The sequence below is a fragment of the Crocinitomix algicola genome (assembly GCF_001661595.2).
Classification (GTDB): domain Bacteria; phylum Bacteroidota; class Bacteroidia; order Flavobacteriales_D; family Crocinitomicaceae; genus Crocinitomix; species Crocinitomix algicola.
On the sequence record NZ_LYPF02000012.1, the window covers coordinates 152,809 to 174,646 of the forward strand.

Sequence of the window (21,838 nt, forward strand, 5' to 3'; positions counted from 1 at the left end):
TTAGAGCCACTAAAATAGTACTAACTGCGTGGCCTTTTTAAAATGCGTTAGGGATAGGAGCAATTGTTTAAGCTCTTCGTCCTTCCGTCTTAGACGGATGGGCGGAAGCGAGTGCGGATAGCCCGACCGTAAACGCGGAGACCAAGTTTACGGGAACGCCCAAATAAACGAACTATTTTTTGAGCCAGTTGTATTTAAAGGAGCATAAATCCTGATATTCCTGATCGATTAGGATAAAGTTGGCATTAATTTTTTGGGCAATCCATTTGTCGATGACGCGTTGTTTTTTCTTAGCCATTGCAGCCATTTCTATGAGTTGTCGATCTGTATTTAGGTTGGCTACGTGCGGTTCTGTTCTGCTCAAGAGTTTCACAATTCGAATGCCCTGTTTATTTTGTTCCATATAGTTGATATACAGACCAGGAGAGGAGATGTCTCCAACTTGCATTGTTTGAGCAATTTGAGACATTTGTGGATCAATTTCATTGATATTATTGATATCCCAATAATAGTCGCCAGAATACGGGTTTACGATTTGTCCGCCATTGTATTTTGAGTTTTCATCATCGCTAAATCGTCGTGCGGCTTCCGTAAATGTTATATTTCCCAGTCTAATTTGACGGTAAAGGCTGTCTATAGCATTAGAGGCCTTAGTCATTGCAGAACGGCTAATTTTTGGTGTAATTAAGATATGTCTTGATTTATAATTGTCCCCTTTTCGTTCAATAAGTTGCACAATATGGAAACCGTATTGCGTTTCAAACACTTCGGAGATTTGGTTAGGTTCTTTGAGGTTAAACAGTGCCGCTTCAAATTCGGGCACCATGTTTCCTCTTGTTTGCCAACCCAAGTTACCGCCATCACCTCTAGATCCGGGATCATCTGAGTAAATGGATGCCGCCGAGGAGAAACTAATTTCGTTATTGACAATTTCTTCGCGGATGTCGGCTAATTTAGATTGGGAAGCTTCTTTGTCGGCGTCGGATAATTTGGGGTAGAATACGATTTGAGCCAATTTTAGTTTAGCATTGATATCCGGTATACTATCTGCAGGAAGGGCGTTGTAAAATTTTTCTACTTCTTTTGGGGTGATGTTTACATTTTCAGTAATTACATCTTGCATTTTTTCGGCAAGCATTCTTTTCTTGATCATTTCAAAAAATTCAGCTTTAATTTTGGCAACAGGTTTGCCGTAAAACTCCTCAAGTTGTTCGATACTACCAATTTGTGATGCGATGTGTTGGATTCGGCGCTCCATTTCTTGGTTGACCATTTCGTCAGGCACGTCTACACTGTCAATTTTAGCTTGATTGACGAGGAGTTTTTCAAAAAGAAAATCCTCCAAAATACCACAGTCGGTTTGTTGATCGCCTTCCTCACCGTTTTGGATAAGATTTAAGCGCTGTGCTTGAATATCGGAAAGCAAAATAATTTCATCACCAATTTGAGCAACGATTTTATCGATTACCTTTTGGCTATTGGCTGCAGATCCAAATCCGAGACAACAGATTAAAAGCAAAATTAAATGGTTAATAGCGTTCAATTTTCTGCGCTTCATATGCATGTTGTATTATATCTTCTTTTATTTTTTCTCGCAAGGTTTTAACCCGGCTATTTAAAATTCGTTCACGTATATTTTCTCGCTCAAAGCTAATAGGAGAGAGGGTGTTTTTTAGTTTATAGTCGACAATATTAAGGAAATAATAAAAACCATTTTCTTCAAAACGAATTTTAGACCGTTTGAGTATAAAACGATCCTTATTTATATCGTTTAATGGAATTTCTTTCAGTAAGTCGTCAAAATAGATCCAGCTATCCATGTCATAATAAAAGTTTGATGCGTATGTTTTTGCGTAGGTATCTATGGTCTCAAGGTCTGATTCTTTTCTAAGTTTATACGCAGCACCAATATTCTCAATGTCCGGCGCATCCAGTGGAATTTTAAGGTAGAGTACCTTAACTAAGTAATCGTTCAATTGAAAATCATCTTCATGCGCTTTATAGTAGGTTTCAATGTCTGCATCAGATACATTTTGATCCAATTGCTGTTCGATGCGCACATTTTCTAATTCGTGGATGTATAAATCGTCCTCGTATTGTTTTACTTTTTTTGCAATTTTTTCTTGGTCGATGGATTTTTCATTTTTAGCAGCTTGAATTAGGGCTTGCTTTTCAATCCATTCGTTGATATAATTTGAAACTACTTTTGCACTGTCTTTGGTTGAATAAGATAACATGAGTAGTTCAGAGCTGTAGAGTTCTTCATCGCCGACTTTAGCCACAATCTTACCTTTATAATCATCAGTTTTACATGCGGTCATCATGAATAGAACAAGGATGGCCATTATGAAAAAAAACTTATGGTTATGTTGGTAGGTTGTCATAAATGTAAACTCCAAAGCTACGTATAAAAAAAACCAACCTTTAAAACGTTACCGTCGGTTGGTTTTTATTTAACAATTATTATAAATTTAAAGCACTATTTTGAAGTGTTTTTTAGATTGTAAAGGTTATCATGGTGTATAACTACCTCATATTTATCTCTTAAAGCAGCAATCCATTCTTCTTCGAGTTGATTCTGATACGCTGCGGTAACCAATCCTTTCGCTTCATTAAATTCACGTAAACGCGGTTCTAAAGTTTCTTCAACATCAAAAACATAATATACTTCACCATTTTTATAAGGTTTATTAATGCCGTTTTTGAATGACTTTAATTTGTATTTCGCTAATTTTTCTTTTCGTTTAGCTCTTTTAGCAGCCAATTTAGCTTTGGCTTTTTCATCAAGGTTTTGTTCATTTTCAACTTGAATAGGAGGGATACTTTTTCTCACTTTAAAAGCTTCAGTGGTATTCGCATTGAATGTTTGCTTCACCATTTTTACATTAAGCTGAGATTCCTTATTCATGGTTTGCTCAATTTCTTTACCGCTCAACTTGCCCTCTTCAAGAAGGGAGACAACCGCTTTTGCCGTCGCTTTATCTTTACAAGTAAATAAGTTTCCTTTGTAGCGAATAGGGTAGGTGAAATCTTCACGGTTTGCTTCGTAATACGCCTTGATGCCAACGGTATCTTTTGATGCTTTTTTCCAAATCTCGTCCTGCATAATTTCGAATACAAGAATACCATCAGAATATTCGTTGATGAGGGCTTTAAATTTTGGATGTTTTCTTTCTAATTGTGAATCTTCATACTCGATGATTGTCTTGTTAATCATCTCATCTAATTTATTATTAAAGTAGATTGATTTATCAATTTGTCTCGATTTAGTTTGAGTTTCTAATAAATATTCTTCAAAATCTTTAATCGTGTAAGATTGGTCTGCAAATGTGTAAAGAATATCATTATCGTGAGAATGGTCTCTTAAACCTCGCCACTTTGCCATAAAAATTTCATCACCCACAGTATGGATAAAAATTGGCAACAATTTTTGAGCGGCATTTTTATTTAAGTAATATTCTTTTTTCAAGTCGTTAATAAATGCCTCATGCGTTGTTTCAGCACGCATGTCTCTTTCCACTTTTAATTCTAGTTCTCTTTTCATCGCTTCGAAAGAAGGTATAGGAAGAAGTTGAATTCTTTTGATAATGTGATACCCAAACATTGTTTTAACCGGTTTGGTATATTCGCCATCCTTTTCAATTGCGAAGGCTGCTTCTTCAAATTTAGGAACCATTCGTTGTTTAGATCCAGATCCAAACATCGGTAATAAACCTCCTTTTGCTTTTGAAGACTGATCATCAGAGTATTTAGCCGCAAGTTCTTCAAATCTTTCGCCTGCTTCTAGTAGATTATATATTTCGTTGATTTTAGTTTCAGCATTTGCTTGAGCTTCTTTTGACGATTCATCATTCACCAAAATTAGAATATGCGCAGTTTCAATCATACCCATCGCCTTACGTTTATCTACAACATGAATGAGGTGGTATCCAAACCTCGTTCGTACCGGCATTGAAACTTCACCTACAGGAGTGTTGTAAGCTGCATTTTCGAAAGGGTAAACCATTTGCATTGCGGAGAAATATCCTAAATCACCACCATTTTTACTGACCGATTGATCATCTGAACCGTTTTTACCACGGGCTACATCTTCGAATGTTTCACCATTTGTTACGATTCGCTCTCTTAATTCCAAAGCACGGTTATATGCTTTTAAAGTGTCAGCGGGAGCGGCATCAGGTTGAACGCGAATAAGGATATGACTTGCTCGAACTTCAGTAATTGTTCGTTCGTAAGCTTCTTTTACCAATGCCTCATTTCTACTTTTATCCGTCATATACGGAAATGCAAGTTGCTTTCGATACTGAGCCAGTTCCGCTTTTAATCGAGGTATTGTGTCATACTTTGCTTCTTTTGCTGCTTGAACTTTAAGCTTATAATTCGTGAATAACTTAATGTAGTTATCCAAAGAATCCTTGTGAAAAGACGGGTTTTCATTGTTTTTTGAATATATGGCTAAAAACTCTGAAGCATGCGTATTTTCTCCTTCTATAGTTAGAATTACAGGGTCGTTCTCTTGAGCAAAGGCACTCAAACAAAGTGCCATGCTTACGAATAATAAGCGTATTTTTTTCATTTTTTTAGTGTTTCAAAAGTTAGTGAGTTTCAAAATTATTTTAAGCTGTAGTTCGGAGCTTCTCTGGTGATTGAGATATCATGCGGATGGCTTTCTTGAACACCCGCAGCTGATATTCTTACAAAAGGCGCTCCCTTCAAAGTATCAATATCAGGGGCACCACAGTAACCCATTCCTGCTCTTAGTCCACCAATGATTTGATGCATAACTTCATCTAAATTACCTTTATAAGGTACACGACCTGAGATACCTTCTGGAACGAGTTTTTTAACATCGTCTTCAACGTCTTGAAAGTAACGATCTTTAGAGCCTTTTTGCATGGCCTCTACCGATCCCATTCCACGATATGCTTTAAACTTTCGTCCTTGGTAAATAATCGTTTCGCCAGGCGACTCTTTAACACCTGCAAACATCGAACCAACCATAATTGTATCTGCACCAGCAGCAATTGCTTTTACAAAATCACCGGTGTAACGTATACCGCCATCAGCAATGATTGGAACACCTGTTCCTTCAAGCGCCAAAGCCACTTCGTTCACTGCAGAAAGTTGAGGAACACCTACACCTGCAATGATACGGGTTGTACAGATCGAACCAGGACCAATTCCAACCTTAATAGCATCTGCACCAGCATCTGCTAAAAACTTTGCGGCCTCTGCCGTTGCAATATTACCAGCAATGACATCCAACTTTGGAAATTGAGCTTTTACTTCTTTCAATACGGACACAAATGATTTTGTATGACCGTGGGCTGTATCAATTACAATGGCATCTACGCCAGCATCTTTTAACGCCGTTACACGTTCTATGGTATCGTGCGTTACTCCTACAGCTGCTGCTACTCGTAATCGTCCGAATTCGTCTTTACAAGAATTAGGATGCTCTTTTACTTTAATAATATCACGATAAGTAATTAAACCAAGTAGTTTATTGTCACTTGCAACTACTGGTAGCTTTTCAATTTTAAACTCTTGTAGAATTTCTTCTGCCTGCTCTAAACTTGTTCCTTCCTTAGTGGTAATCACATTTTCAGATGTCATTACATCTGCAACATTTTTATTAATGTTTTTTTCGAATCGTAAGTCACGATTCGTAATGATGCCCTTTAAAATTCGGTTTTCATCCACAATTGGGATTCCACCAATTTTATTCTCTTTCATTAACCTTAGCGCATCACCAAGTTTTGCATCTAAAGGCAAAGTGATAGGATCTAATATCATACCACTTTCCGATCGTTTTACTTTTCTAACCTCCAAGGCTTGCTGCTCGATGGTCATGTTTTTGTGGATTACCCCGATTCCTCCCTGCTGCGCAATTGCAATAGCTAAAGCAGATTCAGTAACGGTATCCATTGCAGCAGAAACAATGGGTGCGTTTAACGTAATATTCTTTGTGAATTTTGTTTGAAGCTTTACTTCTCTAGGAAGAACTTCGGAATATCTTGGAACTAATAAAACGTCATCATAGGTTAAACCTTCTTTGACATTATTTATATCGGATACAGGCATAAAATCGAATTTATTCATTTATAAATTCCCGCAAAGTTAATAAAAATGAACGGCATCGAGCACAGAAATTTGCTATCTACTTTAAATTTTGTTAAATAGTTTTGTTAGGAGGTCGATAATCGTGATATTTGTGCTAGTCACTTTTAGCATGAGAATTTTAATTAGCCTAATATTTTTGGTGGGATTAATCCCTGCATTTGGACAGTCAAAACAGACTGAAAAGGATTCTGTTAGGCTAATTCAATTAACGGGAATTGTTATAACGGATAGTCTATACAGGGTTCCTTATGCAACGGTTGGTGACCTGACATCTGGGAAAGGTGTAATTGCTGATTTTTATGGTTATTTCGCTTTAGTTGTTCGACCGGGTGATACCTTAGAATTTCGTTCCATAGGCTTCAAAAGAAAACAATATATTGTTCCGGATTCGGTGATGGAAAATTCAATATCCTTGGTTCAAATGATGACGGAAGATACAATAATGGCAGAGCCTGTAAATGTTTACCCTTGGCCTTCGAGAGAGGAATTCGCAGATGCTTTTGTAAATATGGATTTGCCAGATGATGATCTAAAACGGGCGCAACAACGTCTATCTCCACAAGAAATGGCTTTTGTTGGAGCCCTGCTGGCTGGTGATGGTACAAGTGCCTATAGTGCCTACCGTGTTCAACAACGAAAAGAGTTGTACACGCGAGGTCAAATGCCAATGAATAACTTATTGAATCCAGCAGCTTGGGCTGAATTTTTGAGAGGGATTGGAACGGGTCGTTATCAGATTAATCAATAACTTTTTTTAAAGCAGTGTAAGCTGGAATTTCTTCGAGGTATTCCATTTTATTCTCAATTGTGTTAATGTAAGCACAAAAATGGTTCATCCCATTTGTTAAGATCAAGTAGTTTGCCTTTAGTGTGTGAGTATATTTAGCAATTTGGTAGAACGTGTCTTCCGAAATTTTAATCATTGGAGCCTTGCATTCAACGATACAACAAACCTTATTGTTTTCGTCAAAAACAGCAATATCACAACGTTTATTCATCCCATTATACTTTACCAAATATTCAGACACCATACGACCCTTAGGGTAGTTTAGGTGATTGATCATAAAGTGTATGAAATGCTGTCTAACCCATTCTTCTGGTGTGTTTTTAATGTATTTTGAACGCAATTCGTCCCAAATTTCATTGCCTTTTATTTTCAAATTGCAATCGGGCAGGTTGATTGGTGGATACATAAGGTCAAAAATACATTTCGCAAAAGAATTTACCAAAAAAAGGAATTGTTTGTATTGAATAATCCGTTAAGCTAAGACCATTTTTGTCTTGCTTATTGTCTATCTTTGACATCAGTTAAAATCTATCGCGATAATTAATAATAAATGCACCTTAATTCACTTGCCCTCGTCAATTTTAAAAATTACAAAGAAGCGACATTAGAGTTATCGCCCGATATCAATATTTTTATTGGTGAAAATGGTGCAGGTAAAACAAATGTACTTGATGCCGTTTATTATTTAGCTTTTTGTCGATCTTTTTTAAACCCAATTGACAAGCAGTGCATTCGAATTGATGAGAAGTTTTTTTTACTGCAAGGTTCGTTTGTGAAAGAAGAGAAGAAAATTGCAATAACCTGTTCAGTAAAAGAAGGGCAAAAAAAGAAAGTAACTCGAAATAAAAAAGAGTATGAAAAATTAGCCGATCATATCGGTGAGTTTCCAGCTGTCGTTATTTCTCCCTATGATCGTAATTTAATTAGTGAGGGAAGCGAAACACGACGTAAGTTTATCGATAGTATTATTTCTCAGTTTGATCGAAACTACCTCGAAACTCTTATCCGGTATAATAAGGTTTTGCAACAAAGAAATGCGCTGCTGAAACAGTTTCAAGAAATGCGAATTTTTGATCTTGAGAGTATTGATGTTTGGGATTTGCAGTTAATTGATCTTGGGAATGTCATACATAAAAAACGATCAGCCTTTCTGCTCGACTTTATTCCGGTTTTTCAAAAATATTTTAACCTCATTTCAAATAATAAGGAGGAAATTGACATCCATTATAAATCTCAGTTAATAGAAGAAGATTTTGCTACCTTATTGCGGAAAAGTCACCGTAAGGACAATGCTTTAGGATATACGAATGTTGGTATTCATAAGGATGATTTGGTTTTTCTAATTCATCAACAGCCCATTAAAAAATTTGGTTCACAGGGTCAACAAAAGTCTTTTTTAATCGCTTTGAAACTGGCACAGTTTGAATTGGTAAGTGGTTTATTAAAAAAGAAGCCGATTTTATTATTAGATGATATTTTTGACAAATTGGACCACCTTAGGGTCGCTCATTTAATGCAGTTAATTTCCGACCATATTTTTGGACAGGTTTTTATTTCGGACACAGACAGAGACCGAATAGAAAAAGTGTTTGATGGAATTAAAATTGAGCGTAAATTATTTACAGTTAATCAAGGAAACATTGAAGAAGGATAGAAATAAAGAAAGTATTCCAATGAAAGATGCCTTATCAAATTATTTTAAGGCAATGGGAATGGAAGACAAAATTAATGAAACCCGTTTGCTCTCACAATGGGGAGATATCATGGGAGAAGCAATCGCTAAACGAACAGAAGATTTATACATCAAGGACGAAAAACTATTTATTCGTGTGAACTCTTCTGTAATCAGAGACGAACTGCAACAACAAAAAGCAGAGATTGTAAAGAAATTAAACACGATAGCTGGTCGAAAAATAATTTCAGAAATTTTTTTGAAATAAAAAACAAATGCTTACATTGGTGACAGTTAAATCGAAAAAGAGCCAATTTAAAAGATGAAAAAATCTATTTTAGGAATCGGAGTATTTACATTATTAGTTTCTTGCGGAGGCTATACTACAGAACAAGGAGAGGCCGCTGAAAAGATGTGTGAATGTATGGAGGAAAGTGAAATCACAGATTACGATATTAAGTATTTTGAATGTGATATGATGCTCAAAAACACCTATAAACCCGAAGTCTTTGAAGAAGGTACTTGGCCTGAAGCTTTAGAAGAAAAGTGCCCCGATTTAAATTAAGATAGAAAAAACATCTATGAATTATAGACTACAAAAAAAAGCAGGAATCTAAACGTTCCTGCTTTTTTTGTATAAGATGCTACCGTTATTAATCTTCAATCTCTATTGATTCAATTTTGTCACCTTCACGAATGTCATCTACAACATCTACACCTTCAATAACCTTACCGAAACACGTATGGTTTCCATCTAAATGAGCGGTATTATCACGGCTGTGACAAACAAAGAATTGAGATCCTCCCGTATTACGACCGGCATGGGCCATTGAAAGTACACCTCGATCATGATATTGCTTTTCAGCGGTTACCTCGCAGTCGATTGTGTATCCGGGTCCTCCAGCACCTGTTCCATCAGGACACCCTCCTTGAATAACAAAGTCAGGAATTACTCGGTGCCAACTTAAACCATTGTAAAATCCATCTTTCGCAAGTTTTACGAAGTTAGATGTTGTGATTGGTGTTTCATCGTATAATTCGGCAACCATGGTGCCTTTATTTGTTGTAATTTTCGCTTTCATGTTACTTATTTTATTTTCACTGCAAAATTAGTTATCCTAATTTGATTTCCCAAGACAATCCTAAACATCAAAATTTGAGTCTTAGTTATGAAAAGTCTTCTTGATAATTTTTATATTGCTTTAAAAAAAAGAAATGAGTGATTTTACAGAAGTCTTAGAGTCAAATGAACCGAGCCAGCAAAATGTTCCGGAGGTAGTTAAAGTCTTGGCTATTTTTTCCTACATCGGAAATGGTTTTTGGATTTTAGCTTTTCTCGTCATTTATATGATGATGCGGATGAATTCGAATGAACTCGCTGCGCTGATGAATATTAACATGGCCTCAGATTATTTTGTGAATATATTTCTAATTGTATTTATTCTTGCCAGTATATTAGGTGGGTTATGTATATATGGTGCCGCGCTTATGTCAAAAGGATTAAAGAAAGGGTTTACTTTTTATGCGATTGGAAATGGAATTTGGGTGCTTATATTGTTGATAGGCTCTTTAGAAAATGGTCCTTTGTCAAATTATATTATCCTACTTATTTCAGCTGTTTTTATATTAGTATTTGGAATGCAGTTGAAACATTTACGCTAGGTTATGAGTCGAAATAAGAATTTGTTTAAAACGTTTACCAGTCTGGCGTATATCGCGAATGTGATATGGGCAGTTTTGTTTTCAATTTTGTTGATAGGATGTATTTTAAATGGTGAGGCCATTTTAAACGCTGCACCTGATTCCATTAATCCTGAAGGTTTTTTTGGCAGTTTAATAGCATTGTTTTTAGTGCTGAGCATTGTGGTTGTGACCCTTTGTGTTTTGTCAATTCTTGGGTTAAATAAAATGAGAGCAAATGCAAGAAAGGGTTATTTTCTTTACGTAATTTCTAACGGTGTTTGGGCTCTGTTGCAAATTTATATTGGTTCGGATGGTACTATTTTTTATCTGGCGTCAGGTTTAATCTCGATCGTTTTTATCTTTTATTTTACGGTACAATTACCAAAATTTAAATAAAGACATTTTTTAATTTTATTCTTGGATTTGTTTCGCTAGATGTTTAAACAAGTATTAAGCTTTTTTAAACATTATTCTAGATTTCATTCAGTATTTTTGCACCATGGTTCAAAAAGAATATACATTTAAAGCATTTAACTTCTCTTCTCAAATTATTCGTGATTTAGTAGAGAAAAAAGATACAGTAAGTCCGTTTTTAAGTGAATTTTTCTCAGCGGATAACATATTAAATCAAATCAGCAAAAAGTCGTTTTCTAACAATCAACGTTTACAGTTAGTAGACCGTCTAGCGATTCAGAACGAAAAAATAGTTCTAACATCAGAAACGCAACGCAATCTTGAAAAGCTAAAGAGTGATACTACTTTTACAATAACAACGGGTCATCAATTAAACCTAATGACTGGTCCATTATATTCACTATATAAAGTCGCTCAAGTCATAAAAATTGCGGAAGATTTATCAAGCAAGTCAAGTGATCATCATTTTGTTCCTGTATTTTGGATGGCGACAGAGGATCACGATTTTGAGGAAATTAATCACATTCATCTTTTTGGGCAAAAAATTGCATGGGAAAAAGAGGGACAAACAAACAAAATTGTGGGTGAAATTATCCCAAAAAACTTTGAACCTTTTATCGACCAAATTTCTGAAAAATTTAGAGAAGATCACCTCAAGTCGATTATCCAAAGATTTGGCGAGGCGTACACCGAGTCTAAATCGCTGGCGACCGCAACAAGGTGGATAATGAATGAGTTATTTGGGGAGTATGGTTTGATAATAATTGACGGAAATGATCCGGTACTTAAGCAACAATTTAAACCTATTGTTAAAAAGGAAATTCAAGAAGGATTTGTCGCAAGAAAAGTAAAGGAAACGAATCTTTCACTAGAAAATGCAGGTTATCATCAACAAGTATTTGTTCGAGATTGTAACTTATTTTACATCGATGAAAACGATGAGCGAAAACGAATTGCCAAGATAGAAAATGGATTCGAAGTTGATCATACATTTTGGAGTGAAGAGGATTTGTTAAATTCATTAGAAGAACATCCTGAAAAATTTTCTCCGAATGCACTCATGCGACCTATTTACCAAGAGATTATTTTACCTAATTTGGCTTATGTTGGCGGTGGGGGAGAAATTGCGTATTGGTTACAGTTGCAAGCTGTTTTTGAAGAAATTGAGTTAACTTTTCCGTTGCTCCGCGTAAGGGATTCCTTTATTCTTCTGAAAGAAAGAGAATTAAGAGAGCTTGAGGAACTGAATTTTGAGATCGTCGACTTGAAGAGGGACATGCATGCTCTTTTAAAAGAGATTGCGTTAAATGAAGTGGAAGAAGAAATTACTTTGAGTAATGAAGTCATCGAATTAAATAAAATCAAGGATATTATTGTCGGTAAAGCTGAAAATATTAATCAAGGATTGGTGGGGATGGTAGAAGCTGAATTTGTCAAAATGGTTAAATCGGTAGAACGTATTGAATCGAAATTGATAAAAGCTGAAAAAAGTAAACATGATAAAAAAGGTAAAAAAATCGAGAAATTGCAAGCTAAAATATTTCCTAATGGAGGCTTTCAAGAACGATACGAAAATTTCTTGCCTTATTACTTGAATGATACCGAATTTGTTCATAAAATTATAGATAATCTTCCAGCCGAAGATGAACCCAAAATCCGTATCTTAATTGATTAATATGAAAAATTATACCGATTCAGAATTGACCTTGAACGAGGATGGTAAAATTTACCACCTTGGAGTAGATGGAAATGATATCGCAGATACAGTAATTTTAGTAGGAGACCCGGCTCGCGTTGAGTTTATTGGATCCTATTTCGACGCTATTCGTTTTAAAAATGAAAATCGAGAATTTTGCACTTTAACTGGTACATATCGTGGAAAGGAAATTACAGTTATATCGACAGGAATTGGGACGGATAATATTGATATTGTGTTAACTGAATTGGATGCAGCAGTAAATATCGATTTAAAATCACGAAAAGATCAAGCGGTACCGAGAAGATTAAATCTAATTAGAATCGGAACGTGTGGAGGTCTTCATCCTGATATAGAACCAGGATCCCATATTATATCGAAGTATGCTATAGGCTTAGATGGGCTGGCGCATTTTTATCAAATTCCTTATTCGGAGGATGAAAAGAATGCTCTTGCTGCATTAAAAGATCATACCCAGTGGCCGTTAGACATTAATCAACCGTATCTAAAACAAGGAAGTCAGGAGTTGATTGAATTATTAGGTGAGGGCATGGAGCAAGGAATAACGACAACAGCGAATGGCTTTTATGGTCCCCAAGGACGTTCCATCCGAATTCCACTTAAACACGTGCATTTTAAAGAAGGTCTTAGAACTTTCGAATGGGGTGGGGTTCGCGCAACGAATTTAGAAATGGAAACTTCTGGATTATATGCATTAGCTGGAGCTCTGGGGCATCAATCGGTTACGGTTTGTCTCGTATTAGCAAACCGTTATAGTAATTCATTTGAGCCCAACTATAAAGATAAAATGGCAAATCTAATTCAGTTAATTTTAGATAGATTAACAAAATAGCGTTAAAAAGATTTTACTAATCAGTTCATTATGCCGACAAAGGTGAGTTACCTTTGTTTTGGTGAAAATCGCAGACATCAATATTCATTCCCGCGTAAGCTCATTAATACGCTTGGCTGAAGATCCAGATCCTCATGTGTTTAATCATGTGAAAAAGGAGCTGGTAAGAATGGGGGACGGGGTTGTATCAACATTGGAAAAAAGTTGGTGTGATCATGATACGAATGAATATCACCGCAATAGAATTTTTGAAATCATTCGAGAAATTCAAGTCAATGATATAAAGGCAGATCTCGAAAAATGGAAAGCTTCATCAACTAGAGATTTATTGAAAGGTACGCTTATCATTGCACGTTTTCAGTTCCCTCATTTAGATTTCGATGTTGTAGACGCAGAATTGGAAAAAATTAAGCAAAAGGTTTGGCTTGAGATTAATGAGGAGCACACGGCCTTTGAAATCGTAAAGATTTTCAATCACGTTTTATTTGATTTATGCGGTTTTTGTGCGAGTGAAGATAGTTTTCATGCACCACAAAATTCATTAATAAATGCGGTTTTAGAAACGAAAAGAGGGAATCAACTAAGTTTGTCAATCCTCTATTCTGTCATTGCTCAAAAGCTACACATTCCAATTTTTGGAATCGATTTACCCAATAATTTTATCCTTGGATTCATGGATGAATTTCAAACGCTTAAAATGTTGGGCTTGGATAAAGATGAACGCAATGTTTTATTCTATATAAATCCTTATTCGAAAGGACGAATATTTGATCAGAATGAAATTGAAAATTATTTAAAAAGTCATCATTTACCCATTCGACATGATTATTTTGTACCCTGCAGTAATACTGACATTCTCAAAAGGTTAATTGATAACTTAGCGAATGCTTATTTGAAAGTTGGCGAAATTCAAAAGGTAGAAGAATTGGAACTTATTCGTAAGGTACTCGCTTAGTCTTTTATTAATCGATAGGCTAATACAAATGAAATAGGCAAAAAAGCGATTAGAGTTAATGTTGTCATTTCAAATTTCCAAGCATAATACAATCCATATCCTAGAATTATAAAAATTTGAATGCCTCCAAAAATTAGCAGGCGCGTTGCTTTTTCATATGTTAAAAAATATAAAATGATATATGCAGGCAAAACTATTGTTAATCCCATCAAAACAAAGCTCAGAATTATCAAATAAGACTGATGAAGTGACAAACTCGATTGAAAATAAATCGAACCAAGCAAATAAAATAATGGTCCGCAAAGCGAAGCAGTTATTAATGCAGTTAAAATAAATCGAAGAAATTTCATGGCTTATTTTGCCTGTAATGCGAAAGTATAATTCCAGTGGCCATTGCTACATTTAGTGATTCCGTTTTTCCAAATTGCGGAATTTGTACATGCTGGTTAATCAAGTGATTTAATGACGCATCGATACCATGCGATTCACTACCCATTAATAAAACGGTCTTGGTATTAAATTCAGTTTGATAAAGTGATTCTCCTCCTAAAGCAGCACCCAAAATAGTGTAGTTAGCCGCTTTTAATTGGTTTAACGTTTCATGCAAATCTGTCCTGTGATAATTCATTCGGTAAACGGCCCCCATAGAAGATTGAATGACCTTAGGATTAAATAAGTCTACAGTAGCTTTTGAAGCAATAATCTGTTTTATTCCGAACCAATCTGCCGTTCGAATAATGGTGCCTAAATTACCCGGATCATTAATAGTATCTAACGCGAGAATAATGTTTTCTTCGTCAAAATTAATGGGCAAATCTTTTGGATACTTAACAACAGCCAGTACTTTATTCGGTGCTTTTAAACCTGAAATTCTAGCTAATTCATTGTCAGACACTAAAAAAGAATGGAGATGATTAGGGATTTGAACATGATAGTCCTTGGTGTAGAAAACACCATCAATTTTGAAGTGGGATTGCTGAAATAATTCATCCACCAATTTAACACCTTCAACCACAAATAAGCGATTTAAATCTCTGTACTTTTTAATTTGAAGTGATTTAACTAATTTTATTTCGTTTTTTGACAAGGACATCTCGCTATTCGATTATTTTTGTAAAGTTACCGTATTTTTATGAGAAGACCAGTTCATATTCTATTGCTTTTTGCCCTTTCTTTTTTAGCCCTTTTCGGCTGTAGGCAGGCAAAGTATGTTGAAAATGGTAAGTACTTGTTAAAGTCTAATGAGGTTCGTTTCAAAGCAATCAAAAAAGACAAGGTGGTATACAATTCTGATCATCCCTTCATTAGCTCCGGTGAATTGACAGAATTAATACGTCCCGTTCCTAATCGATCGGTAAAGCTTTTCTTCTATAACAGAATTGATACCGTTAAATACAACGAGCAAGTAGATCGCAAAGAGGCCAAATTCAAAAAAAAGAACTTAAAAAGGCAAAAAAGGGAAGAGCGAATTAATTTAAAACGTATTAAAAAGGCAGAAGAAAATGGTGATTCTCTTTATCGTCACAAAGTAATCCCACCTAAACCTGTAAAATTAGGATGGCGTGATTGGGTTAGAACCAACTTAGGACAAGCACCAGTGACGTTAGATACTTTCAGAGTCAGTAAGTCGCGTCAACAAATTGAAATTTACCTCAAGAAAAAAGGATTCTTTAACGCCCAAGTTTCAGACTCGATAATTTATCACGAAAAGAAAAGAAAAGCAAGTACACTTTTTACAGTAAAACCTGGAAAACCTTATCGCATTCGATCAATTAAATTTGATTCAATTCCTCAAAACAAGGTCATTTATGCGAAGTATAAGGAAATGAAAAAAAATTATGGAAAAATTATTGAGGCAGGAGATTTACTCGATGAAAATTTATTAGATCAAGAACGAGAAAGATTATCACAATATTGTCGAGATGAAGCTGCAATGTTAGGCTTCAATAAGAACTACATTGGTTATGCGGTGGATACTACAGTTGGAAATATGTTGGCGGATGTCACAATTTATGTAAAGCCTAAATTTGTTAAAGATCCAACCGATCCTGATAAAGAAAGGATGGTTGAAATTGATCACCTTGTATACCGTGTAAAAGACGTAACTTTTCATTTACATAACCCTAATCAGAAATCGTTTAAAGATTATGCTGCTTTTGTTAATCGGTGTGATAGTTTAGGCATGTCTATTTACGATGCTAAAGGTCGATATGTGCTACTCGATACAATTACTATTAAAGGAAAAGGAACCTTTATTTTTAATGAAATCCCTTTTGTAAACCCCGATTTACTTGACCGTCAAAACTTTCTGGAAATCGATCAGGCCGCTAAAGGTGGCGAAACAAAATATTATAAGGAGTATTATGTAGAGCGAAGTGCAAGAACGATGTCTAATTTAGGTGTTTTTGAAAATGCGAGTCCAAAAGTTCAAGTTGACCCTAAGGACCCTCTAGGTCGATGGGTAGTGGTGGATTACCATTTAACGCCTTTAGATAAGTCCTCGTTTTTGCTAGAACCAGGGGTATATAATACCAATGGAATTTTAGGAATTAATGGAATCGCAAGTTATACCAATCGAAATTTATTACGAGGTGCTCAGGAACTGGCAATAAGTTTTACTGGTGGTATGGAGTCTCAGCCATTAATTGTTGGAGGAGCTGAAGGTGGGGAACAAAGAGCTTGGGAACTGAATACATTTGAATGGGGTCCAAAAATATCACTTACATTTCCCAAAATTGTACCCGTACCAAGGGCATTGGGAGATGGTATTTCTAAACGTGCTTATCCTAAAACAGTTTTTGACTTAAATGTAAATTATCAGAAAAGAACGGAGTTTAAAAGAACCCTCACCGAGTTTGCCTATTTCTGGAAATTTCAAGTCGGAAAAACACAAAATGTTGCTTTTAATTGGTTGAAATTCAGTTACGTTAATCTAGAAAAAGAGGCGTCGTTTCAACAAGACTTAATTAACTTGAATGATCCTTTTTTGTTAAATTCTTATTCTGATCACCTTGCCATAATTACAAGTGCCACATGGCATTATAACAATAACCTTACAGTTGATAATACAACAACAAAAAACCTTCATGATTTAACCTTTACAGGTTCCATGTCTGGGAAGGCATTAACACCTGTTATTTATGACGGGTTAGCTTCCGCCAACTCAAGCGTGACGGACGTCAATGAAAATGGACTGAAAGAAATGTTTGGAGTGCCATATACTGAGTTTTGGAAGATTGAAGGTCAATATATTGCTAATCAATACATCAACCCTAAACACCGAATGGCTTACCGGGCAATAGCAGGAATTGGAATTGCTAGTGGAAACTCTCCTTCATTGCCTTATGAACAAGCCTTTTTTGCGGGTGGTTCGAACGATATTCGAGCGTTTAGTGCGCGAACAATGGCTCCTGGTTCATATAAGGCTTACGCAGATTCAAATGCAACTCTAACACAAATTGGTGACATGAAACTAGAAGCGAATGTAGAATGGCGATTTGAAATGACAGAACTTCTAGAGGGCGCTTTATTTGTGGATGCAGGAAATATATGGAACTTAAGGAGAGATACAATATCGGCAGATGCTCCTTCTGTGTTTAAACCAACTTTTTACAAAGAGATTGCAATTGGTACTGGTTTTGGTATTCGTGCAGATTTTGATTTTTTAATTGTTCGTTTGGATCTATCATTTGCACTTCATAATCCACATTTACCCGAAGGAGAACGCTGGGCATTTACGGATAAAACAGTCTATAAATCGTATTTCCAAGATCCAGATTCGGGAGAACTTATTAATTATGAACGTCCCCATTGGCCTAGGATAAACTTCGGAATAGGTTATCCGTTTTAATTCTATTTTTTTTTAATGAAATTTATTTGCACTATTCATCAATTGGTATTGTTTATTTTTATTGCAATTTTCAGCACAACTTTTGCTCAATTTGAAAATGTAAAGTTGCCTTTGCCAAAAAAAGCTATTTATCCCTACAGTCAAGTAGAACCATCAATCTACATTAACCCTAAAAACACAAACGAAGTGATTGCCGGTTCTGTCATGAATGATTATTACTATTCTAAAGACGGCGGTAAAACTTGGCGTTCTCGCTCTATTCATTCTAAATGGGGCGTAAATGGCGATCCTTGTCTCTTGATTGACACACTTGGACGTTATTATTATTTCCATCTTTCCAATATCAAAGGACAAGCTTTGATTGGCGGCATTGTTTGTCAACGCTCCAAAAAGCTTAAAGGAAAGTTTAATAAAGTTGGGCGAACAGCAGCAAATGGCAAATTTCATGATAAAGAATGGGCAGTCGTTAATCCTAAAAATAATCACCTTTATATGACTTGGACACAATTTGATGCTTATGATTCGAAAAATCCTCAAGATTATAGTTTTATCGTATTTTCAAAAAGTGAAGATGGAGGAATGACTTGGACAGAACCAAAAGAAATTTCATATTTTCCGGGTGACTGTGCTGATAATGATCAAACGGCTGAAGGTGCTGTTCCTGCTATAGGTCCAAATGGAGAGCTATATGTATCTTGGTCAAGGAACGATTCATTATGGTTTAATTGTTCGTTTGATGATGGACAATCATGGATGCCAACTGAAAAATTTATTGCAAATCAACCAGAAGGATGGGTAATTGATATTCCTGGAATATACAGAAGCAACGGTCTACCAATAACTGTTTGTGACCGAAGTTCATCAAAAAACAGGGGAACAATTTATGTGAATTGGGCAGATCAGCGAAATGGGACACACAATACGGACATTTGGTTTACCAAATCAAAGGATCAAGGTAAAACATGGACAAAAGCTAAACGAATAAATCAAGATACTTCAGAAAAGCACCAATTTTTAACTTGGATGACCATTGACCAAACTAATGGGTTTGTTTATGTGGTTTATTATGATAGAAGAAACCATAATCAAAACCAAACTGATGTTTATTTAGCTGTCTCAAAAGATGGAGGAGAGTCATTCAATGAATATAAGATAAGTGAATCTCCCTTTACACCAAATCCTAAAATATTTTTTGGAGATTATTCTAATATTTCCGTTCATAATGGCGTTATTAGACCAATTTGGACCAGATTACACAAAGGTCGTATTAGTCTCCACACTGCACTGATACACCAAAACCAATTAAGTGATTGAATTTTATGAAATTATCGGTAGTTATAGTAAATTATAATGTGGAGTTCTTTTTAGAACAATGCCTTAACTCCGTTTTTGCAGCACTTCAACACGTGGACGGCGAAGTGTTTGTTGTCGATAATAATTCCATTGATGGATCGCTAAAAATGGTATCCGATAAGTTTCCTGAAGTTAAGTTAATTGCGAATAAGGAGAATGTCGGTTTTTCAAAAGCAAACAATCAAGCTTTAAGAATTGCGGAGGGTAAATATCATTTATTATTGAACCCTGATACCATTGTAGAAGAAGATACTTTTTTAAAAGTTGTGCAATTCATGGATGAACATCCAAAGGCAGGAGGATTAGGGGTTAAAATGATCGATGGTAAAGGAAATTTTTTACCTGAATCAAAGAGGGGACTGCCAACTCCTAAAGATGCTTTTTATAAAATTTTCGGACTTTCTCGTCTCTTTCCAAAATCTAAAAAGTTTGGTCGGTATCATCTTTCTTACCTTGACAAAGATAAGACTCATGAAATAGAAATTTTATCAGGTGCTTTTATGTTAATGCGAAAAGATGCGCTTGACAAAGTGGGGTTATTGGATGAAGCTTTTTTTATGTATGGCGAGGACATTGACCTAAGTTATCGTATTGTCTTAGGCGGATACAAAAATTATTATTTTCCAGGAACAAGAATTATTCATTATAAAGGAGAAAGTACAAAGAAAAGTAGTGTTAATTATGTTTTTGTTTTTTACAATGCGATGATCATTTTCGCGAAGAAACACTTTTCGAGTAAAAATGCTAAAACCTACTCTTTTCTAATAAATTTAGCGATTTATTTTAGGGCAAGTGTTGCCATTGCCAACCGAGCAATCAAAAAGTTAACGATTCCAATTATAGACTATACATTGGTTGTATTAGGATTGTTTTTTATCGCTTATGAATACCAATTGCTTGAAGGAATTAAGATTCCAACAGATCTTCTAAATGTAGGTTTACCGCTATACGCACTCGTTTGGTTTTTGTCTCAACTTTTTGCAGGTGGATATGACAAGCCTGTCAAATTGTGGAAAAATAGTTGGGGAGGCGTTATAGGAACAGGCGTTATTTTGATGCTCTACGCTTTATTATCAAAGGAATATCAATTTTCGAGGTTAATAATTTTAATTGGCGGGTTGTGGGTTATTAGTTATTATTTAATTTCTCGTGTCTTATTGCATTTAGTCTTAGGAGACGCCCATAGAATTGGAGGAACGAAAAATAAGCGATTTGTAATTGTTGGAGATTTGCACGAAACGGAAAGGGTTAGCCAATTATTAAGACAGACCAACAGTAAAATTCAATCAATCGTTTATTTATCGCATAATGATGAAAAGTTAAATGATGATTATGTCGGGACAATAAATCAGTTAGATCAGGTGGTAGAAATCCAAAAAATTGATGAGGTAATATTTTGCGCTAAAAATATTTCTGCAGCCGAAATAATTTCAAAAATGTTGGAGATCGAAGGCGCTAAAACTGATTTTAAAATTGCTCAGCCGGAGACTTCGTTTTTAATTGGCAGTAATTCTATCGACTCACAAGGCGATTTATATGTGATGGATATCAATCGTATCAATAAACCTGCAAACCGAAGGAATAAGCGAATAATTGATTTTTTAGTTGCATTTTTCTCTTTGTTGTTTAGTCCGATAACAATTTGGCTTTTCAAAGATAAAAAGCAGTATTTAAACAATATAATTGGAGTTTTAATTGGTCGACTTTCTCTAGTGGGGTACGCTTCAATTCAGCATGTTTCTAACCTAAAATTACCAAAAATTAAGAAAGGGGTGTTGTCAGCACTTTATATGGTTAATGAAAAAGATCTCGACAACGACGCGATTTCACGGTTGAATTTGATTTATGCTAAAAATCATAGTTTAATGATGGATATTAAAATCATTTTCAAGAATTACTTAAAACTGGATAATTAGTACAGGTAAAAGAGATGTAAACCCATAAAAAATCCCAGTATTACCGAAGTAATACCAGGATTTTTTTCTTTGCACGATTTTTTAAAACCAGTACTGGTTTTATAATAATTCAGTAATAATTGTATCAGTATCTTCTCCTCGTACAATTAATGCTAGGATGCTCTCGACATCAACATCGTCAATATCCTTGAATCCAATTCCTACCGCAACTCGCTCAAGAACTTTCATTTCAGTGTCATCAATATTACCATCAATTTGCATCATTTGTATAAGCTCAATAATTTGCTCATAACGCTCATCCCTGCTTGAAGGAGGAACAATAGATAGTTCGTTTGGTTTTTTTATAATTTCTTCAATTTGAGCATCGCTCAAACTAATGTTATGACCGATTTTGTAAAGCAATTTTTGTTCTTGCTCAGTGATCACACCGTCAGCTTTTGCAATTAAAACCATATTTCTGAAATGGCTTCTATCTTGCTTTCTTTCTCCTGTTTCAAATAATTGTTCGATTGACATTCGCGTATTTTTTTGGCAAA

The 21,838-nt window shown here is 35.4% G+C and carries 21 protein-coding genes; 12 read left to right on the top strand and 9 right to left on the bottom strand.

Going from position 1 to position 21,838, the window contains the following annotated elements; genetic code table 11:
• Window positions 1-172 precede the first annotated feature (172 nt).
• The 4 genes from A8143_RS07525 to guaB form a co-directional block, all read right to left on the bottom strand.
• Window positions 173-1,558 (bottom strand): peptidylprolyl isomerase, encoded by a 1,386-nt coding sequence (locus tag A8143_RS07525; RefSeq protein ID WP_175437507.1) that lies wholly within the window; start codon window positions 1,556-1,558, stop codon window positions 173-175.
• Window positions 1,530-2,345: a hypothetical protein gene (locus A8143_RS07530; RefSeq protein ID WP_217494796.1), complete on the bottom strand. Its 816-nt coding sequence runs from the start codon at window positions 2,343-2,345 to the stop codon at window positions 1,530-1,532. The genes A8143_RS07525 and A8143_RS07530 overlap by 29 nt, the downstream gene beginning before the upstream one ends.
• A gap of 134 nt (window positions 2,346-2,479) precedes the next feature.
• Window positions 2,480-4,576 carry a peptidylprolyl isomerase gene (locus tag A8143_RS07535; protein ID WP_066757911.1) on the bottom strand — a complete coding sequence of 699 codons (2,097 nt, stop codon included), beginning with the start codon at window positions 4,574-4,576 and terminating at the stop codon, window positions 2,480-2,482.
• Window positions 4,577-4,611: 35 nt separating this feature from the next.
• Window positions 4,612-6,102: an IMP dehydrogenase gene (gene guaB, locus A8143_RS07540; RefSeq protein WP_317040032.1), complete on the bottom strand. Its 1,491-nt coding sequence runs from the start codon at window positions 6,100-6,102 to the stop codon at window positions 4,612-4,614.
• 130 nt (window positions 6,103-6,232) lie between these two features.
• Between guaB and A8143_RS07545 the strand changes: the two genes are divergently transcribed.
• Complete coding sequence (locus A8143_RS07545) at window positions 6,233-6,871, top strand: peptidase associated/transthyretin-like domain-containing protein (protein ID WP_066757923.1); 639 nt, start codon at window positions 6,233-6,235, stop codon at window positions 6,869-6,871.
• On the opposite strand, the gene A8143_RS07550 is transcribed toward A8143_RS07545, so the two are convergent.
• Window positions 6,861-7,316 (bottom strand): type I restriction enzyme HsdR N-terminal domain-containing protein, encoded by a 456-nt coding sequence (locus tag A8143_RS07550; RefSeq protein WP_066757929.1) that lies wholly within the window; start codon window positions 7,314-7,316, stop codon window positions 6,861-6,863. The genes A8143_RS07545 and A8143_RS07550 overlap by 11 nt on opposite strands.
• 144 nt (window positions 7,317-7,460) lie before the next feature.
• On the opposite strand from A8143_RS07550, the gene recF reads away from it, so the two are divergent.
• Genes recF through A8143_RS07565 form a run of 3 tightly spaced genes read left to right on the top strand, consistent with a single transcriptional unit; the run spans window position 7,461 to window position 9,147 of the window.
• Entirely contained in the window at window positions 7,461-8,564 is a 1,104-nt protein-coding gene (recF, locus tag A8143_RS07555; RefSeq protein ID WP_066757932.1) for a DNA replication/repair protein RecF, read from the top strand.
• Entirely contained in the window at window positions 8,551-8,850 is a 300-nt protein-coding gene (locus A8143_RS07560; protein ID WP_175437508.1) for a DUF721 domain-containing protein, read from the top strand. The genes recF and A8143_RS07560 overlap by 14 nt, the downstream gene beginning before the upstream one ends.
• Window positions 8,851-8,904: 54 nt before the next feature.
• On the top strand, window positions 8,905-9,147 hold the full coding sequence (locus A8143_RS07565; protein WP_066757934.1) for a hypothetical protein: 243 nt from the start codon (window positions 8,905-8,907) through the stop codon (window positions 9,145-9,147).
• Between the two features lie 88 nt (window positions 9,148-9,235).
• Here the strand turns inward: A8143_RS07565 and A8143_RS07570 are convergent, their stop codons facing one another.
• On the bottom strand, window positions 9,236-9,664 hold the full coding sequence (locus A8143_RS07570) for a peptidylprolyl isomerase (RefSeq protein WP_066757936.1): 429 nt from the start codon (window positions 9,662-9,664) through the stop codon (window positions 9,236-9,238).
• A gap of 133 nt (window positions 9,665-9,797) precedes the next feature.
• Here A8143_RS07570 and A8143_RS07575 point away from each other — a divergent pair, with 133 nt between their 5' ends.
• The 5 genes from A8143_RS07575 (at window position 9,798) to A8143_RS07595 (ending at window position 14,183) form a co-directional block, all read left to right on the top strand.
• Complete coding sequence (locus A8143_RS07575; RefSeq protein ID WP_066757938.1) at window positions 9,798-10,244, top strand: hypothetical protein; 447 nt, start codon at window positions 9,798-9,800, stop codon at window positions 10,242-10,244.
• Between the two features lie 3 nt (window positions 10,245-10,247).
• The gene (locus A8143_RS07580; protein WP_066757943.1) at window positions 10,248-10,661 is read left to right on the top strand and encodes a hypothetical protein; all 414 of its coding nucleotides are present in this window, start codon (window positions 10,248-10,250) and stop codon (window positions 10,659-10,661) included.
• 103 nt (window positions 10,662-10,764) lie between these two features.
• Window positions 10,765-12,354, top strand: a complete 1,590-nt coding sequence (gene bshC / locus A8143_RS07585) for a bacillithiol biosynthesis cysteine-adding enzyme BshC (RefSeq protein WP_066757945.1) — start codon at window positions 10,765-10,767, stop codon at window positions 12,352-12,354.
• Between the two features lies 1 nt (window position 12,355).
• Window positions 12,356-13,228 (top strand): nucleoside phosphorylase, encoded by an 873-nt coding sequence (locus tag A8143_RS07590; protein WP_066757947.1) that lies wholly within the window; start codon window positions 12,356-12,358, stop codon window positions 13,226-13,228.
• 61 nt (window positions 13,229-13,289) lie between these two features.
• Window positions 13,290-14,183, top strand: coding sequence for a transglutaminase-like domain-containing protein (locus tag A8143_RS07595; RefSeq protein WP_083261272.1), 894 nt, complete (start codon window positions 13,290-13,292; stop codon window positions 14,181-14,183).
• Here the strand turns inward: A8143_RS07595 and A8143_RS17045 are convergent.
• A complete protein-coding gene (locus tag A8143_RS17045) occupies window positions 14,180-14,533 on the bottom strand; it encodes a hypothetical protein (protein ID WP_066757950.1) in 354 nt (117 codons plus the stop codon). The genes A8143_RS07595 and A8143_RS17045 overlap by 4 nt on opposite strands.
• Complete coding sequence (locus A8143_RS07605) at window positions 14,530-15,276, bottom strand: TrmH family RNA methyltransferase (protein WP_066757952.1); 747 nt, start codon at window positions 15,274-15,276, stop codon at window positions 14,530-14,532. Before A8143_RS07605 ends, A8143_RS17045 begins: the two co-directional genes overlap by 4 nt.
• 39 nt (window positions 15,277-15,315) lie before the next feature.
• On the opposite strand from A8143_RS07605, the gene tamL reads away from it, so the two are divergent.
• The 3 genes from tamL to A8143_RS07620 are packed head-to-tail and all read left to right on the top strand — an operon-like array spanning window position 15,316 to window position 21,302.
• Window positions 15,316-18,033 (top strand): translocation and assembly module lipoprotein TamL, encoded by a 2,718-nt coding sequence (tamL, locus tag A8143_RS07610; protein ID WP_066757957.1) that lies wholly within the window; start codon window positions 15,316-15,318, stop codon window positions 18,031-18,033.
• A 15-nt stretch (window positions 18,034-18,048) separates the two neighbouring features.
• A complete protein-coding gene (locus A8143_RS07615; protein ID WP_083261273.1) occupies window positions 18,049-19,347 on the top strand; it encodes a sialidase family protein in 1,299 nt (432 codons plus the stop codon).
• A 5-nt stretch (window positions 19,348-19,352) separates the two neighbouring features.
• On the top strand, window positions 19,353-21,302 hold the full coding sequence (locus A8143_RS07620) for a glycosyltransferase (protein WP_066757967.1): 1,950 nt from the start codon (window positions 19,353-19,355) through the stop codon (window positions 21,300-21,302).
• A 99-nt stretch (window positions 21,303-21,401) separates the two neighbouring features.
• On the opposite strand, the gene A8143_RS07625 is transcribed toward A8143_RS07620, so the two are convergent.
• Window positions 21,402-21,818, bottom strand: a complete 417-nt coding sequence (locus A8143_RS07625; protein WP_066757973.1) for a tellurite resistance TerB family protein — start codon at window positions 21,816-21,818, stop codon at window positions 21,402-21,404.
• Window positions 21,819-21,838 lie beyond the last annotated feature (20 nt).